We start from the raw sequence: 15,254 nt of genomic DNA on the forward strand, positions 1-15,254 counted from the left end.
TTGAAGCTCTGCCCAGCGATGTCTGACCACTTGCCAAGGGACTGTTTTGAATACTTAGAGAGCGCCATGTCCGACCACGATATTTTGAGCGATGCCGAGCGAGAAGCGCTCAGTGCAGTCATGCTCGAACCTGACCTGCCACCGCAGCGTGTATTGATCGTTGATGACGACAAGGACGCCCGGGAGCTGTTGTCAGAGATTCTCGCGTTGGACGGCATTCGTTGCTTGACCGCAGCCAGTGGTGAGACGGCGTTGAAGATGCTGGCCGAGAAACCTTCGATCGGGCTGGTGATTACCGATCTGCGCATGGGCAATGTCGATGGTCTGGATCTGATCCGCCAAGTGCGCGGGTCGGTGCGGGCGGCGATGCCGATCATCATTGTCTCGGGCGATGCCGATGTGAAGGATGCGATTGCGGCGATGCATTTGAGTGTGGTGGATTTTTTGCTCAAGCCGATTGATACGGGCAAGTTGCTCGGTCTGGTCAAACACGAATTGGGTATCGATCCTTAAAAGCCCCTCACCCTAGCCCTCTCCCAGAGGGAGAGGGGACTGACCGCGGTGAATATTCGAGGTACACCGACCTGAAATTCCTGAGTCGAACTCCGGTTTTGAAAAGCACAAAGATCTGCTCTCTTCCCCCTCTACCCCCTGGCAATTCCTGAGCCGAGCTCAGACTTGAAAAGCATACAGATCTGCTCCCTTTCCCCCTCTACCCCTTGAGGGAGAGGGCTGGGGTGAGGGGGAGGGTCTCAAGCCGACTACAAAACCCAATCCCAGCGCCCAAACAAAAAAGCCCTGATCTCTCGACCAGGGCTTTTTCACATCAGCGCAAATTTACAGGCCGTTAGCAGCCTTGAACTCGCGACGACGACGGTGCAGCACCGGCTCGGTATAACCGTTCGGCTGCTTGGTGCCTTCAACCACCAGTTCGACCGCCGCCTGGAAGGCGATGTTGCTGTCGAAGTCCGGTGCCAGCGGACGGTACAGCGGGTCGTTGGCGTTTTGACGGTCCACCACCGGCGCCATGCGCTTGAGACTTTCCATCACTTGCGCTTCGGTGACCACACCGTGGCGCAGCCAGTTGGCGATGTGCTGGCTGGAGATACGCAGCGTGGCACGGTCTTCCATCAGGCCGACGTCATTGATGTCCGGCACTTTCGAGCAGCCAACACCCTGGTCGATCCAGCGCACCACGTAACCGAGAATGCCTTGGGCATTGTTGTCCAGTTCGTTCTTGATCTGCTCTGGCGTCCAGTTCGGATTGACCGCCAGCGGAATGGTCAGGATGTCGTCCACCGAAGCCCGGGCACGCTTGGCCAGTTCGGCCTGACGGGCGAACACGTCGACCTTGTGGTAGTGCAGCGCGTGCAGCGCAGCAGCCGTTGGCGACGGCACCCAAGCGGTGTTGGCGCCGGCCAGCGGGTGAGCGATTTTCTGCTCAAGCATCGCCGCCATCAGGTCCGGCATTGCCCACATGCCTTTACCGATTTGCGCACGGCCTTGCAGGCCGGTGCTCAGACCGATATCGACGTTCCAGTTTTCGTACGCGCCGATCCACTTCTCAGCCTTCATGTCAGCCTTGCGCACAACCGGGCCGGCTTCCATGGAGGTGTGGATTTCGTCGCCGGTGCGGTCGAGGAAACCGGTGTTGATGAACACCACGCGCTCGCTGGCGGCCTTGATGCAGGCCTTGAGGTTGACCGTGGTACGACGCTCCTCGTCCATGATCCCGACTTTCAGCGTGTTGCGTTTGAGGCCCAGCACGTCTTCGATGCGACCGAACAGCTCGTTGGTGAACGCCGCTTCTTCCGGGCCGTGCATCTTCGGTTTAACGATGTACACGGAACCGGTGCGGGTGTTGCGCCGCGAGGTGTTGCCGTTGAGGTTGTGCATCGCCGCGAGGCAAGTGACCAGGCCATCGAGGATGCCTTCCGGCACTTCGTTGCCCTGACTGTCGAGGATCGCGTCAATGGTCATCAGATGGCCAACGTTACGCACGAACAACAGCGAACGGCCATGCAACGTCACTTCACCGCCATTTGGCGCGGTGTAGGTGCGATCCGGGTTCATGGTGCGGGTGAACGTCTGGCCGCCCTTGGACACCGATTCCGCGAGGTCGCCCTTCATCAGGCCGAGCCAGTTGCGGTAGATCACCACTTTGTCGTCAGCATCGACGGCGGCCACGGAGTCTTCGCAGTCCATGATGGTGGTCAGTGCCGCTTCCATCAGGATGTCTTTGACGCCGGCGGCATCGGTCTGGCCAACCGGAGTGGTGGCGTCGACCTGGATTTCGAAGTGCAGACCGTTGTGTTTCAGCAAGATCGCGATGGGCGCGTTGGCGTCGCCCTGGAAACCGATCAGTTGAGCGTCATCGCGCAGGCCAGTGTTGCTGCCGCCCTTGAGGGTGACCAGCAGTTTGCCGTCAGCGATTTTGTAGGCGGTCGAATCGACGTGGGAGCCAGCGGCCAATGGCGCGGCTTCGTCGAGGAAGGCACGGGCAAAAGCGATGACTTTGTCGCCACGCACCTTGTTATAGCCTTTGCCTTTTTCCGCGCCACCTTCTTCGCTGATCGCGTCGGTGCCGTAGAGGGCGTCATACAGCGAACCCCAGCGGGCGTTCGAGGCATTGAGAGCGAAGCGGGCGTTCATCACCGGCACCACGAGTTGCGGGCCGGCGGTACGGGCGATTTCATCATCGACGTTTTGTGTCGTTGCCTGGAAATCAGCCGCTTCTGGCAGCAGATAACCGATTTCTTGCAGGAAGGCTTTATAGGCCACGGCGTCGTGCGCCTGACCGTTGCGTTCCTGGTGCCAGGCATCAATACGAGCCTGGAAGTCATCGCGTTTGGCGAGTAGGGCTTTGTTCTTCGGCGCCAGGTCATGAATGACCTTGTCGGCACCTTCCCAGAATTTGTCGGCGGTGAGGCCGGTACCGGGAATGGCTTCGTTGTTCACGAAGTCGAACAGGACTTTGGCGACCTGCAGGCCACCGACTTGAACGTGTTCAGTCATTGCTTGCCTCACTCTGCTCAGCTATTTCGCTTTTCAGCTCTTCAATTTTGACAATGAAGCCTCTGGCCATTTAAACCACAAACCTGCCGACCAGTACATGCCATTGCTGGCGGCTGGGCTGGGACCAATCAAAGGCTTGGGGCCTTGCTGACGGGGCTTTCAGGGTTGCGAACATGCCTTGGGCAGACATCGATCCAGCGTTATGTAGTGCGCGCTGCGGCATACTACATGATGAGTTGCGCTTGTGAAAATCAGACTAATTACGTCGTTCTGCGACCTCATGTCGCATTGCGGTCACATCGCGGAACGGGATGTTCTCAAAAAACCATTGGATTGTTCCAGCTAAATATCAAAAGTTGTACACATAAATACTATTCAGCTGCTATGGCAGCGGTTTATGTGGGAGCGAGCCTGCTCGCGAAAGCGTCGGTCGCCTCAACGCAAAATCGACCCTTGCCTATACTTCCTCTTCTATAACAAAAGTCATGACAAGAGGGCGACGCCATGGACCATCTCGTACTCACTGTTTTTGCCCCGGACAAACCCGGGCAGGTCGAGCGCATCGCCCAATGCATCGCCGAGCACGGCGGTAACTGGCTGGAAAGCCGCATGTCGCGGATGGCCGGGCAGTTTGCCGGGATACTGCGGGTGGGTGTGCCGGCGGAGGCTTACGACGAATTAGTCGATTCCCTACAAGCATTGTCGACGCACGGCATTCGCGTGTTGATTGCCGAAAGCGGAATCGAGCAGTCCTGCACCTGGAAACCGATCGCCATGGAGTTGGTGGGCAATGATCGCCCGGGGATTGTGCGCGACATCACCCGCCTGTTGAGCGAGCAGGGCGTCAGCCTTGAACGGTTGGTAACCGAAGTACGCCCGGCGCCGATGAGCAGTGAGCCACTGTTCCACGCCGAAGCGATTCTGGCCGTGCCGCTGACTTTGTCACTGGACGTATTGCAATCGCGTCTGGAAACTCTGGCTGACGATCTGATGGTCGATCTGGTGTTACGCACAGACGTTTAACCGCGACGGCGGTTATCCAGTGTTAACGTGCACCTGCCTGTGGATAACCTGTAGAGACTGCCCGCATCGCCACGTCCGCCGTGGCGTTGCGGGATTTGATCAAAAAATCGCCAACATTCAGTGACTTGCGCACAAACGGCGGGGATCACGCTGTGGATAACCTTGGGAAGGAACGTTGCAGGCCACGAGAACCGTGGCCTGCGAAGGTTTGTGCGTTTTTTGATCAGCTGCGCCGACGCAAACTGATCACCGCATCGACGCTGTAAACGGCCAGGCCGGCCCAGATGAAGATAAACGCGACTAACGTGCTCGACGACAAGTGCTCGCCGAACAGCAACACCGCCTGCAACAGCACGAGGGTCGGCGCCAGGTATTGCAGGAAGCCGATCGTGGTGTAGGGCAAGTGACGCGTGGCGGCGTTGAAGCACACTAGCGGCACCAAAGTCACCGGCCCTGCGGCCACCAGCCACCAGGCTTGGGACGTAGTCCAGAACTCCGGTTGCGCGCTGGTTGCGGTCTGATTGAAAAGCAGCCAGGCGATGGCAATCGGCACCAGCATCCAGGTTTCCACCACCAGCCCCGGCAACGCTTTCACCGGTGCTTGTTTGCGGATCAAACCGTAGAAGCCAAAGGTCAACGCGAGCACCAGCGACACCCACGGCAGACTGCCGACTTGCCAGACCTGCTGCGCCACACCGACGGCCGCCAATCCCACAGCGAGCCACTGCATGCGCCGCAAGCGCTCGCCGAGAATCAACATCCCCAGCAATACGTTCACCAGCGGGTTGATGTAGTAGCCGAGGCTCGCTTCAAGCATGCGTCCGTTGTTCACCGACCACACATAGGTCAGCCAGTTGGCCGCGATCAGCGTGCCGCTCAACGCCAGAATTGCCAGACGTTTCGGGTTGTCCAGCAGTTCGCGCCACCAGCCCGGGTGTTTCCACACCATCAGCAGCAGCGCACCAAACAGCGCCGACCACAGCACCCGATGGATGATGATCTCGACCGCTGGCACTTCGGCGATGGCTTTGAAGTAGATCGGGAACAGGCCCCAGATAATGTAGGCACTCAGGCCCAGAATGTACCCGCGACGCGGGTTGGCGGCTTGCATGCAGAATCCTTGCTCAGGCAGCTGACAAAGGAGGGATTGTAAGGAGATTTGCCGGCGAGTGCCGTAGCTGATTGGTCAGAAATGTGTGAACACACAACCCCTGTGGGAGCGAGCTTGCTCGCGAATACGGACTGACATTCAACATTACGCTGACTGACATGACGCCTTCGCGAGCAAGCTCGCTCCCACAGGGTTCAGGTTCGAATCAGAAGAGTTTCAGCGGTTCCTCGTTGAGCGCGGACAGTTGCTCACGCAACGCCAACACCTGATCGCCCCAATAACGTTCGGTACCGAACCACGGAAAGCTGTGCGGGAATGCCGGGTCATCCCAGCGCCGTGCCAGCCAGGCGCTGTAATGCATCAGGCGCAAGGCGCGCAGCGGTTCGATCAGCGCCAGTTCACGGGGGTCGAAATCGTGGAATTCGTTGTAGCCGTCCATCAATTCCGAGAGCTGGCCGAGGCATTCCTGACGGTCGCCGGCGAGCATCATCCAGATGTCCTGCACCGCCGGGCCCATGCGGCAGTCGTCGAGGTCGACGATGTGAAACATTTCGTCGCGGCACATCATGTTGCCGGGGTGGCAGTCGCCGTGCATGCGGATGTTCTGGTGCGGCGTGTTGGCGTAGGCATCTTCCACGCGTTTGAGCAGGTCGCGGGCGACGGACTCGTAAGCCGGTAGCAGGCTTTTCGGAATGAAGTTGCCTTCGAGCAAAGTGTTCAGCGAGGCGTGGCCGAAGTTCTGCACGGCGAGCGCTTCACGGTGTTCGAACGGCTTGGTCGCGCCGACCGCGTGAATGCGCCCGAGCAACTGGCCGAGGCGATACAGCTGATCAAGATTGCCCGGTTCCGGTGCCCGGCCGCCGCGACGCGGGAACAGGGTGAAGCGGAAACCGGCGTGTTCGTGCAGGGTTTCGCCGTTGTGGATCAGCGGCGCCACGACCGGGATTTCGACGTCGGCCAGCTCGAAGGTGAACTTGTGTTCTTCGAGAATCGCTTCGTTGGTCCAGCGCTGCGGACGGTAGAACTTGGCAATCAGCGGTTCGGAGTCTTCGATGCCGACCTGATAGACGCGGTTTTCGTAGCTGTTGAGCGCCAGAATGCGTGCATCACTGAGGAAACCAATGCTTTCAACGGCATCGAGGACGAGGTCGGGGGTGAGGGTTTCAAACGGGTGGGCCATGCTGACTCCTGCGCGCAGCAGGCTGCCGCGTCCGGCCCAGCATGGTAGCGCAGATGGCAGCGGGGGAGGTGGTTGGTGTCTGGTTGAACCTCTTCGCGAGCAGGCTCGCTCCCACATTAGGAATCCGATCCCCCTGTGGGAGCGAGCTTGCTCGCGAAGGCGGTGGATCAGGCGCCGACGATCCCGCCGTCCTCCCGAGTAATCGCCATCACCGAAGACCGCGGCTTGCCATTCGGCAAATGCTCAGGGAAGGTCGAGCCGCCGTTCTCCCCCGGATGTTGAATCCCGACAAACAGGGTTTTCTGATCCGGCGAGAAGCTGATCCCCGTCACCTCACAACCAATCGGCCCGACCATGAAGCGGCGAATCTCACCGGTCTTGGGATCGGCGCAGAGCATCTGGTTGTTGCCCATCCCGGCAAAGTCGCCGGCATTGCTCGAGTCGCCGTCGGTGAGAATCCACAAACGCCCGGCCTTGTCGAAACCCAAGCCATCCGGGCTGTTGAACATGTTCTGCGGGGTGATGTTCTTTGAGCCGCCCTTCGGCGTCCCGGCATGCACGCCCGGGTTGCCGGCGACCACAAACAGATCCCAGGCAAACGTCTTCGAAGCGTGATCATCGCGGTCGGTGCGCCAGCGCAGGATCTGCCCGTAGACGTTCTTCTCGCGCGGATTCGGCCCACCGACTGGCTGGCCGTCTTCGCCACGCTTGGCGTTGTTGGTCAGCGTGCAATAAACCTGGCCGTCCTTGGGGCTGACGACGATCCATTCCGGGCGGTCCATGCGCGTCGCGCCAACCACGCTGGCGGCGAGGCGCGCGTGGATCAGCACTTCGGCCTGGTCGGCAAAACCGCTGCTGGCGTCGATGCCGTTTTTGCCGTGGGTCAGTTCGATCCACTGGCCCTGGCCTTTCGGGTGGTCGGGGTTGCTGTCGCCGTTGTCGAACTTGGCCACGTACAAGGTGCCGTGATCGAGGATGTCGCGGTTGGCCTTGGCGTTGCGATGGTTGATGCGGTCACGGCTGACGAATTTGTAGATGAATTCGCCTCGCTCGTCGTCGCCCATGTACACCACGGCGCGACCGTCATCGGTCTCGGCCAGTGCGGCGTTTTCATGTTTGAAGCGGCCCAGCGCGGTGCGTTTGACCGGGGTTGATTGCGGATCGAACGGATCGATCTCGACCACCCAGCCGTGACGGTTGAGTTCGTTGGGGTTCTTCGCCATGTCGAAGCGCGGGTCGTACGGGTGCCAGTTGATCTCACGGCTGGCGACCGACACGCCGTAGCGCTTTTGCGCCGGGTCGAACTGCTGCTGGGCGTTGCTGCTGCCGAAGCAGTCGGTGAAGTTTTCTTCACAGGTCAGGTAAGTGCCCCACGGGGTTTTACCGTTGGCGCAGTTCTGGAAGGTGCCGAGGACTTTCTTGCCGTGCTTGTCGGCAGCGGTCTTCATCAGGTCATGGCCAGCTGCCGGGCCGCTGATGCGCAGCGGTGAGTTGCCGTGAATGCGGCGGTTGTAACGCGAGCCTTGAACGAACTGCCACTGGCCGTTCTTGCGTTGCACTTCGATCACCGACACGCCTTCGCAGGCCAGTGCCTTGCGCACGTCTTCGGCCGATTGCGGCATGCCGCCGTGCGGGTAGAGGTAGCGGTAGTTGGTGTATTCGTTGTTGATCGCCATCAACGCGCGATTGCGATCATCGGGGAAGGCTAACAGGCTCATGCCGTCGTTGTTGTCGCCGAACTGCACTTCCTGTGCGGCCGCGGTGCCGTTACCGCTCGGGTCGAAGGCCGGGCCGTTTTTCTGCAAGGGCTGGCCCCAACTGATCAGCACCGAAGACTTGTAGCCTTTGGGCAGTGTGATGACGTCGGTGGTCGCCGCAGGAATGCTCTCGAAACCGAGCAAGCGGCTGTTGCCGGCGCTGATACCGGTGGCCAGCGCGCTGCGGCTCAACAGGCTGCCGCCGAGGAACATCGCCGCACCGCACAGCGCACCGGCGCCGATGAAGCCGCGACGGCTGAGGCCGACCATTTTTTCAAGGTCAGTGGATTGGTTTTCTTCTAATAGGCTCACATCAGGCTCCCTGCTTGGTTTTGGCAGCCACCTTAATGAGCGTCGATGACGCTTTCGTTGCAGAACCGGACTAGAGCGGCGTGCCGATCAGCACATTGGACGGTGAAAACTGCACCTGCACCGGTTGCTCGACGGTCAGCCCGCGAGTGCGCAAGTCCAGCGGCTCAGCCAGAGCGCAGAGGGTATGGCCGTTGGGCAGGGTAATGCGCACTTCGCTGGGGCCATCCTCGGCGTCGAGAATTTCTTCGATGGTGCCGTTGAGAAGATTGTGACCAGACGTTGCAGATTGATCTTTACTCAGCAACTCCAGCCAGCCGGCCTTGATCAGCGCCACCACTTCGGTACCGGCCTGCAGTTCCAGATGCACGGTGCTGTCGTGGGTGATCTGCGCGTCAAGGTGCAGGCCCTCAGCCAGTTCAAGGCGGATCAGGTCATTGCGGCCCTGACTTTCAATCGCCACGACCTTGCCGTGTAACTGATTGCGCGCGCTGGTTCTGAGCATCAGCCGACCGAGCAGGTCGAGATCGCTGGCGTCTTCCGCCGCTTCCAGCACCTGCGCCTGCAAGGCTTGCAGCTTTTGATACAGGCGCAGAACACGCTCGCCCTCGCTGGACAGTTTCGCCCCGCCACCGCCCTTGCCGCCGACGGCGCGTTCGACCAGTGGTTTCTGCGCGAGGTTGTTCAGTTCATCGATGGCATCCCACGCCGCTTTGTAACTCAGGCCTGCGCTTTTTGCGGCGCGGGTGATCGAGCCCTGTTCGGCAATGTGCTGCAGCAGGGCGATGCGCTGCGGACGGCGGACGATGTGCTGGGATAACAGGGACGGCATGGACATGGGTGGATGCTTTTTTGTGGCGGTGGGGGGTGAAGTTGGCCGCTTGCAACGCGAGAGTCAAGCCCGACACAGAACCCTGTGGGAGCGAGCTTGCTCGCGAAAGCGGTGTGTCAGTCAACATTGATTTTTGAATGTTCTGGCCCCTTCGCGAGCAAGCTCGCTCCCACAGGGGTTATGTGTTGGCTTCAGCTTCCGGGTTTTGGTGTGCGCGCGAGGCAATAGACATCGACCCGCGTTGCGCCAGCGTCCATCAGCAATCGGGCGAGTGCCTGGGCGGTGGCACCGGTGGTCAGCACATCATCAACCAGCGCCAGATGCCGGCCTTTTACTTGCGCATCCGGGGCAATGTCGAAGGCATCGCGCAGATTGCGTTTACGCGCTTTGGCGTCGAGATCCTGCTGGGCATCGGTGTCTTTGATGCGGCGCAACACTGTTTCCTCGCACGGCAGATCCAGCGATGCACTCAACCAGCGTGCGAGCATCGCCGCCTGGTTGAACCCTCTTTGGCGCAGGCGTTTACTCGCCAGCGGCACCGGCAACAACGCATCGGGCCTTGGCAAACCTTCGTCGAAGCGATGTTGCAGGTATTGTCCGAGAACGTCTGCGAGAAGTCGGCCAAACGGCCATTTCGCATTGTGTTTAAAACGCGTGATCAGGCTGTCCACAGGGAAGCCATAAAGCCACGGCACTGCCACCTGTTCGAACGCCGGAGGCTCTAGCAGGCACTCGCCACAGGTCAGGCCCGCCGCGGTCTGCGGCAAAGCGCAAGTCACACAGTGGTCGCCGAGCCATGGCAGATCGGTTTCGCAGGCAACGCAGAGGGGGATTTGCGTGTCCGTTGGCTCATCGCATAACAAGCATGTCTGTATGTTTTTTAAACAGATGTAAACCGACTCTTTGTATCGTGGTTGACAGCGCATGACTCTTCCTTAAATATGCCGAACATCCGTGTAGCGCCTGTGGGTATTCCGTTTCCCCAGCCGCAAGCCAAGCATAACCAAGGAATTACCCATGAGCGCGAGCACCACCGCCACCCTGCGTCACGACTGGTCTCTGGCCGAAGTCAAAGCACTCTTCGTACAGCCCTTCAACGACTTGCTGTTCCAGGCCCAAACGGTGCACCGCGCGCATTTCAACGCCAATCGCGTTCAGGTCTCGACCCTGTTGTCGATCAAGACCGGCGCCTGCCCGGAAGACTGCAAGTACTGCCCGCAGTCCGGTCACTACAACACCGGCCTTGAAAAAGAAAAGCTGATGGAAGTGCAGAAAGTCCTCGAAGAGGCGGCGCGCGCCAAGGCCATCGGCTCGACGCGGTTCTGCATGGGCGCGGCATGGAAGCACCCGTCGGCCAAAGACATGCCGTACGTGCTGAAAATGGTCGAAGGCGTGAAAGCCCTGGGCCTGGAAACCTGCATGACCCTCGGTCGTCTCGATCAGGATCAGACCGAAGCGCTGGCCAAGGCTGGCCTCGATTACTACAACCACAACCTCGACACGTCGCCTGAGTTCTACGGCAGCATCATCACCACCCGCACTTACAGCGAGCGTCTGCAAACGCTGGCCTATGTGCGTGAATCGGGGATGAAGATCTGCTCGGGCGGCATTCTCGGGATGGGCGAGTCGCTGGACGACCGCGCCAATCTGCTGATCCAGTTGGCCAACCTGCCGGAACACCCGGAATCGGTGCCGATCAACATGCTGGTGAAGGTCGCCGGCACGCCGCTGGAAAACGCTGAAGACATCGACCCGTTCGACTTCATCCGCATGCTCGCCGTGGCGCGTATCCTCATGCCGCAATCCCACGTGCGTCTGTCCGCCGGCCGCGAAGCGATGAACGAGCAGATGCAGGCCCTGGCGTTCTTCGCCGGTGCCAACTCGATTTTCTACGGCGACAAACTGCTGACCACTGCCAACCCGCAGGCGGACAAGGACATGCAGTTGTTCGCGCGCCTGGGCATCGCACCGGAAGCCCGTGAAGAGCATTCCGATGAAGTACATCAGGCCGCGATCGAGCAGGCATTGGTCGAGCAGAAGAGCAGCGAGCAGTTCTATAACGCTGCGGTTTAAACCTGCGCGGATTCCTCTGAAGGAATGCAAAACCCCTTGTGGGAGCGAGCCTGCTCGCGAAAGCGGTGCCTCAGTCGACATTGATGTTGGATGTGAAGGCCTATTCGCGAGCAGGCTCGCTCCCACAGGGATCTGTGTCATTTGAAAGTCGAGGCCTGCATGTCTTTCGATCTCGCCGCACGCCTTGCTGCCCGTCGTGCCGAAAACCTCTATCGCCAGCGCCCATTGCTTGAATCCCCGCAGGGGCCGCAAGTGGTGGTCGACGGCAAACCGCTGCTCGCCTTCTGCAACAACGATTACCTTGGCCTGGCCAATCACCCGCAAGTGATCGAAGCCTGGCGCTCGGGTGCTGAACGCTGGGGCGTCGGTGGTGGTGCTTCGCACTTGGTGATCGGCCACAGCGGCCCGCATCACGCCCTCGAAGAAGCATTGGCCGACCTCACCGGGCGCCCGCGTGCGCTGCTGTTCACCACCGGTTACATGGCCAATCTCGGCGCAGTCACTGCGCTGGTCGGGCAGGGCGATACGGTGCTGGAGGATCGCCTCAATCATGCTTCGCTGCTCGATGCCGGTCTGTTGTCCGGCGCGCGTTTCAATCGTTACCTGCACAACGACGCGATGAGTCTGGCCAAGCGTCTGGAAAAGGCCACCGGCAACACGCTGGTGGTTACCGACGGTGTGTTCAGCATGGACGGCGACCTCGCGGATTTGCCGGCGCTGGCCCGTGAAACCAAGGCCAAAGGCGCGTGGCTGATGGTCGATGATGCTCACGGTTTCGGGCCATTGGGGGCCAACGGTGGCGGGATCGTCGAACACTTCGGTTTGAGTCAGGACGACGTGCCAGTGCTGGTTGGCACCCTCGGCAAAGCGTTCGGTACGGCGGGTGCTTTTGTTGCCGGCAGTGAGGAGCTGATCGAGAGTTTGATCCAGTTCGCCCGCCCCTACATCTACACCACCAGCCAGCCGCCCGCGCTGGCGTGTGCAACGCTGAAAAGTCTGGAGTTGCTGCGCACTGAACACTGGCGCCGTGAGCATCTGCAAACGCTGATCCGCCAGTTCCGCCATGGCGCCGAGCAGATCGGCCTGGAGTTGATGGACAGCTTCACGCCGATCCAGCCGATCCTGATTGGCGACGCCGGCCGTGCGGTGCGTCTGTCGCAGATGTTGCGCGAGCGCGGGCTGATGGTCACCGCGATCCGCCCGCCGACCGTGCCCGCTGGCAGCGCACGACTGCGCGTGACCCTGACCGCCGCGCACAGCGAAGCTCAGGTGCAGCTATTGTTAGAAGGACTGGCCGATTGCTTTGCCCAACTGACGTCGGAGCCAAGCCATGCGTAATCGCCTGATTCTGCTGCCCGGCTGGGGCCTCGGCGTGTCGCCGATGGAGCCTCTGGCCGCCGCATTGCAGGGACTCGACGAACACCTGAAGGTCGAAATCGAGCCGTTGCCGGAGCTGGACTCCAGCGATCTGCAAACGTGGCTCGACGAACTCGATGAAAACATTCCCCAGGATGTCTGGCTCGGTGGCTGGTCGTTGGGCGGCATGCTCGCCTCCGAGCTGGCGGCACGTCGCGGCGAGCGCTGCTGCGGTTTGCTGACGCTGGCGAGCAACCCGTGCTTTGTCGCCGATGAGCAGTGGCCGAGTGCGATGCCGGGTGAGACCTTCGACGCGTTTCTCGCCGGTTGCCAAAGCAATCCGCGGATGACCCTCAAGCGTTTCTCTTTGCTGTGTGCCCAAGGCGCGCAAGACGCGCGCGGTTTGTCGCGGTTGATGCAGGGCGGCGCACCGAATGGCACGCCGACAGCGTTGATGGCCGGGCTGGAACTGCTCGCGCAACTGGATACTCGCCAAGCGCTGCAAGCGTTTCGTGGCCCGCAGTTTCATCTGTTCGCCGGACAGGACGCGCTGGTGCCGGCGGAAGCGGCAGGGGCGTTGTTCACCCTGTTGCCGGATATTGAAATGGGTCTGATCGAACAGGCCAGCCATGCGTTTCTTCTGGAGGATCCCCACGGAGTGGCCGGTGCGATCCAGGCTTTCTTACATGAGTGCGCTGATGACTGATTTGTCTCTTGTTGCGCTGCCTGGCGGCTTGCCTGACAAGCGTCAGGTCGCGGCTTCTTTTTCTCGCGCGGCGGCCAGTTACGACAGCGTCGCCGAGTTGCAACGTGATGTCGGTACACAGTTGCTGCAGCGCTTGCCGGTGGCTTTCACACCCGCGCGTTGGCTGGATCTGGGGTGCGGCACCGGTTATTTCACCCGAGCACTGGGCTCGCGTTTTACTCCGGGCCACGGTTTGGCGCTGGACATTGCCGAGGGCATGCTCAATCACGCGCGGCCATTGGGCGGTGCCGAGCATTTCATTGCAGGCGATGCAGAACGGCTGCCATTGCAGGATTCGACCTGCGATCTGATCTTCTCCAGCCTCGCGGTGCAGTGGTGTGCGGATTTCGACGCGGTGCTCAGCGAAGCCTTTCGCGTGCTGAAACCAGGTGGGATTTTCGCGTTTGCTAGTCTTTGTGTAGGGACGCTGTTTGAGTTGCGTGATAGCTGGCGACAGGTCGATGGGCTGGTGCACGTCAATCGCTTCCGTGAGTTCGCCCGCTATGAGCAGCTGTGTGCGTCCAGCGGTTTGCGGGCGTTGAGTCTGGAACAACAACCGCACGTGTTGCATTACCCGGATGTGCGCAGCCTGACCCATGAATTGAAAGCTTTAGGGGCGCACAATCTGAATCCGGGACGGCCGGGCGGTTTGACTGGGCGGGCGCGGATTCTCGGGCTGGTCGAAGCTTACGAGCAGTTCCGTGAGGCGTCGGGATTGCCGGCGACTTATCAGGTGGTCTACGCCGTGTTGGAGAAACCCGTATGAGCGCAGCCTATTTCATTACCGGAACGGACACTGACGTAGGCAAGACCACCGTCGCCGCCGGATTGCTGCATGCGGCGCGGTCCGCCGGGTTGAGTACGGCGGCGGGCAAGCCGGTCGCTTCCGGGTGCGAAGTGACGTCGAAGGGGTTGCGTAACTCCGACGCGCTGGCATTGCTGGCCGAGTGTTCGTTGCCGCTGAGTTATCAACAGGTCAATCCGGTGGCATTCGAGCCGGCGATTGCTCCACATCTGGCGGCGCGCGAGGCTGGGGTGGCGCTGACGGTGCAATCGCTGCTGGCACCGATGCGCGAGATTCTGGCGATGAACGCCGATTTCACCCTGATCGAAGGCGCGGGTGGCTGGCGCGTGCCGTTGGCCGACCAGGACAATCTGTCGGATTTGGCGATCGCGCTGAAGCTGCCGGTGATTCTGGTGGTAGGCGTGCGCCTGGGCTGCATCAGTCATGCGCTGCTGACGGCTGAGGCGATTGCCCGGGATGGTCTGCAACTGGCCGGATGGGTGGCGAATATCATCGATCCGAAGACTTCGCGGCTGGAGGAAAACCTCGCCACATTGGCCGAGCGCATTCCGGCGCCGTGTCTGGGCCGGGTGCCGAAACTGAAGGTGTTGAGTGCAGAGGCGGTAGCAGATCATTTGCAACTGGATCTGCTCGACTAAGCTTTTCTCTATGGACAGGCACTGTGCCATTAGTGTTTTTGACGGGTGTTTTTCTGACGCCTCTGTTTCAATGGCGCCATTGATCCTTCCCAAGGATGAGAACCGTTATGGAAATCTCCGGTAACACAGCTTTTTACGCAGGTCTGAGCTCGATTCAGAGCGGGCAGAACCGCGTCGATCAGGCGGCCAGTCAGATCGCCAACAACACCATCGAGCGTTCGGTCACCAGCCAGTCTTCGGAGGCGCAGATTGATCGTCTGCGTGGTGTGGATCGTAGCCAGCAGATGGATCCTGGCAGCGACATGGTTCAGATGGCCCAGGGCAAATTCCAAGTGGAACTGGGAGCGAAAGTCGCCAAGGCATCCGACGAAGTGCTCGGTACGATCATCGATACGTTCGCATGATTTTTC

Annotated in this window: 14 protein-coding genes; 8 read left to right on the top strand and 6 right to left on the bottom strand. The window is 60.3% G+C overall.

All coding sequences use genetic code 11. The features are described from left to right. Positions 1-66: 66 nt before the first annotated feature. Positions 67-513, top strand: a complete 447-nt coding sequence (locus A8O26_RS18330) for a response regulator (RefSeq protein ID WP_064119231.1) — start codon at positions 67-69, stop codon at positions 511-513. A gap of 324 nt (positions 514-837) precedes the next feature. Here A8O26_RS18330 and A8O26_RS18335 read toward each other — a convergent pair whose 3' ends face one another. Then, the gene (locus tag A8O26_RS18335) at positions 838-3,015 is read right to left on the bottom strand and encodes a malate synthase G (RefSeq protein ID WP_064119232.1); all 2,178 of its coding nucleotides are present in this window, start codon (positions 3,013-3,015) and stop codon (positions 838-840) included. A gap of 504 nt (positions 3,016-3,519) precedes the next feature. Here A8O26_RS18335 and A8O26_RS18340 point away from each other — a divergent pair. Beyond that, entirely contained in the window at positions 3,520-4,038 is a 519-nt protein-coding gene (locus tag A8O26_RS18340) for a glycine cleavage system protein R (RefSeq protein ID WP_064119233.1), read from the top strand. Between the two features lie 223 nt (positions 4,039-4,261). Here A8O26_RS18340 and rarD read toward each other — a convergent pair whose 3' ends face one another. The 5 genes from rarD to A8O26_RS18365 form a co-directional block, all read right to left on the bottom strand. Then, entirely contained in the window at positions 4,262-5,149 is an 888-nt protein-coding gene (gene rarD, locus A8O26_RS18345; RefSeq protein WP_064119234.1) for an EamA family transporter RarD, read from the bottom strand. A 205-nt stretch (positions 5,150-5,354) separates the two neighbouring features. Beyond that, complete coding sequence (locus A8O26_RS18350; protein WP_016983182.1) at positions 5,355-6,329, bottom strand: serine/threonine protein kinase; 975 nt, start codon at positions 6,327-6,329, stop codon at positions 5,355-5,357. Positions 6,330-6,496: 167 nt separating this feature from the next. Continuing rightward, entirely contained in the window at positions 6,497-8,398 is a 1,902-nt protein-coding gene (locus A8O26_RS18355) for a PhoX family protein (RefSeq protein ID WP_064119235.1), read from the bottom strand. A 70-nt stretch (positions 8,399-8,468) separates the two neighbouring features. After that, on the bottom strand, positions 8,469-9,233 hold the full coding sequence (locus A8O26_RS18360) for a TOBE domain-containing protein (RefSeq protein WP_064119236.1): 765 nt from the start codon (positions 9,231-9,233) through the stop codon (positions 8,469-8,471). Between the two features lie 185 nt (positions 9,234-9,418). Next, complete coding sequence (locus tag A8O26_RS18365; protein WP_064119237.1) at positions 9,419-10,153, bottom strand: ComF family protein; 735 nt, start codon at positions 10,151-10,153, stop codon at positions 9,419-9,421. Positions 10,154-10,244: 91 nt separating this feature from the next. Here A8O26_RS18365 and bioB point away from each other — a divergent pair, with 91 nt between their 5' ends. From bioB to A8O26_RS18395, 6 genes are all read left to right on the top strand, one after another. Then, positions 10,245-11,300 (top strand): biotin synthase BioB, encoded by a 1,056-nt coding sequence (gene bioB / locus A8O26_RS18370; RefSeq protein ID WP_064119238.1) that lies wholly within the window; start codon positions 10,245-10,247, stop codon positions 11,298-11,300. 159 nt (positions 11,301-11,459) lie between these two features. Next, a complete protein-coding gene (gene bioF / locus A8O26_RS18375; protein WP_064119299.1) occupies positions 11,460-12,638 on the top strand; it encodes an 8-amino-7-oxononanoate synthase in 1,179 nt (392 codons plus the stop codon). Continuing rightward, positions 12,631-13,362, top strand: a complete 732-nt coding sequence (locus A8O26_RS18380) for an alpha/beta fold hydrolase (protein WP_064119239.1) — start codon at positions 12,631-12,633, stop codon at positions 13,360-13,362. The genes bioF and A8O26_RS18380 overlap by 8 nt, the downstream gene beginning before the upstream one ends. Further along, positions 13,355-14,167 (top strand): malonyl-ACP O-methyltransferase BioC, encoded by an 813-nt coding sequence (gene bioC, locus A8O26_RS18385; protein ID WP_064119240.1) that lies wholly within the window; start codon positions 13,355-13,357, stop codon positions 14,165-14,167. The genes A8O26_RS18380 and bioC overlap by 8 nt, the downstream gene beginning before the upstream one ends. Beyond that, positions 14,164-14,844, top strand: coding sequence for a dethiobiotin synthase (bioD, locus tag A8O26_RS18390; protein ID WP_064119241.1), 681 nt, complete (start codon positions 14,164-14,166; stop codon positions 14,842-14,844). The genes bioC and bioD overlap by 4 nt, the downstream gene beginning before the upstream one ends. Positions 14,845-14,951: 107 nt before the next feature. Further along, on the top strand, positions 14,952-15,248 hold the full coding sequence (locus tag A8O26_RS18395) for a hypothetical protein (protein WP_064119242.1): 297 nt from the start codon (positions 14,952-14,954) through the stop codon (positions 15,246-15,248). Positions 15,249-15,254: the final 6 nt, after the last annotated feature.

Origin of the sequence: Pseudomonas fluorescens, assembly GCF_001648775.1 — a bacterium.
In the GTDB taxonomy this organism is placed as follows: Bacteria; Pseudomonadota; Gammaproteobacteria; order Pseudomonadales; family Pseudomonadaceae; genus Aquipseudomonas; species Aquipseudomonas fluorescens_M.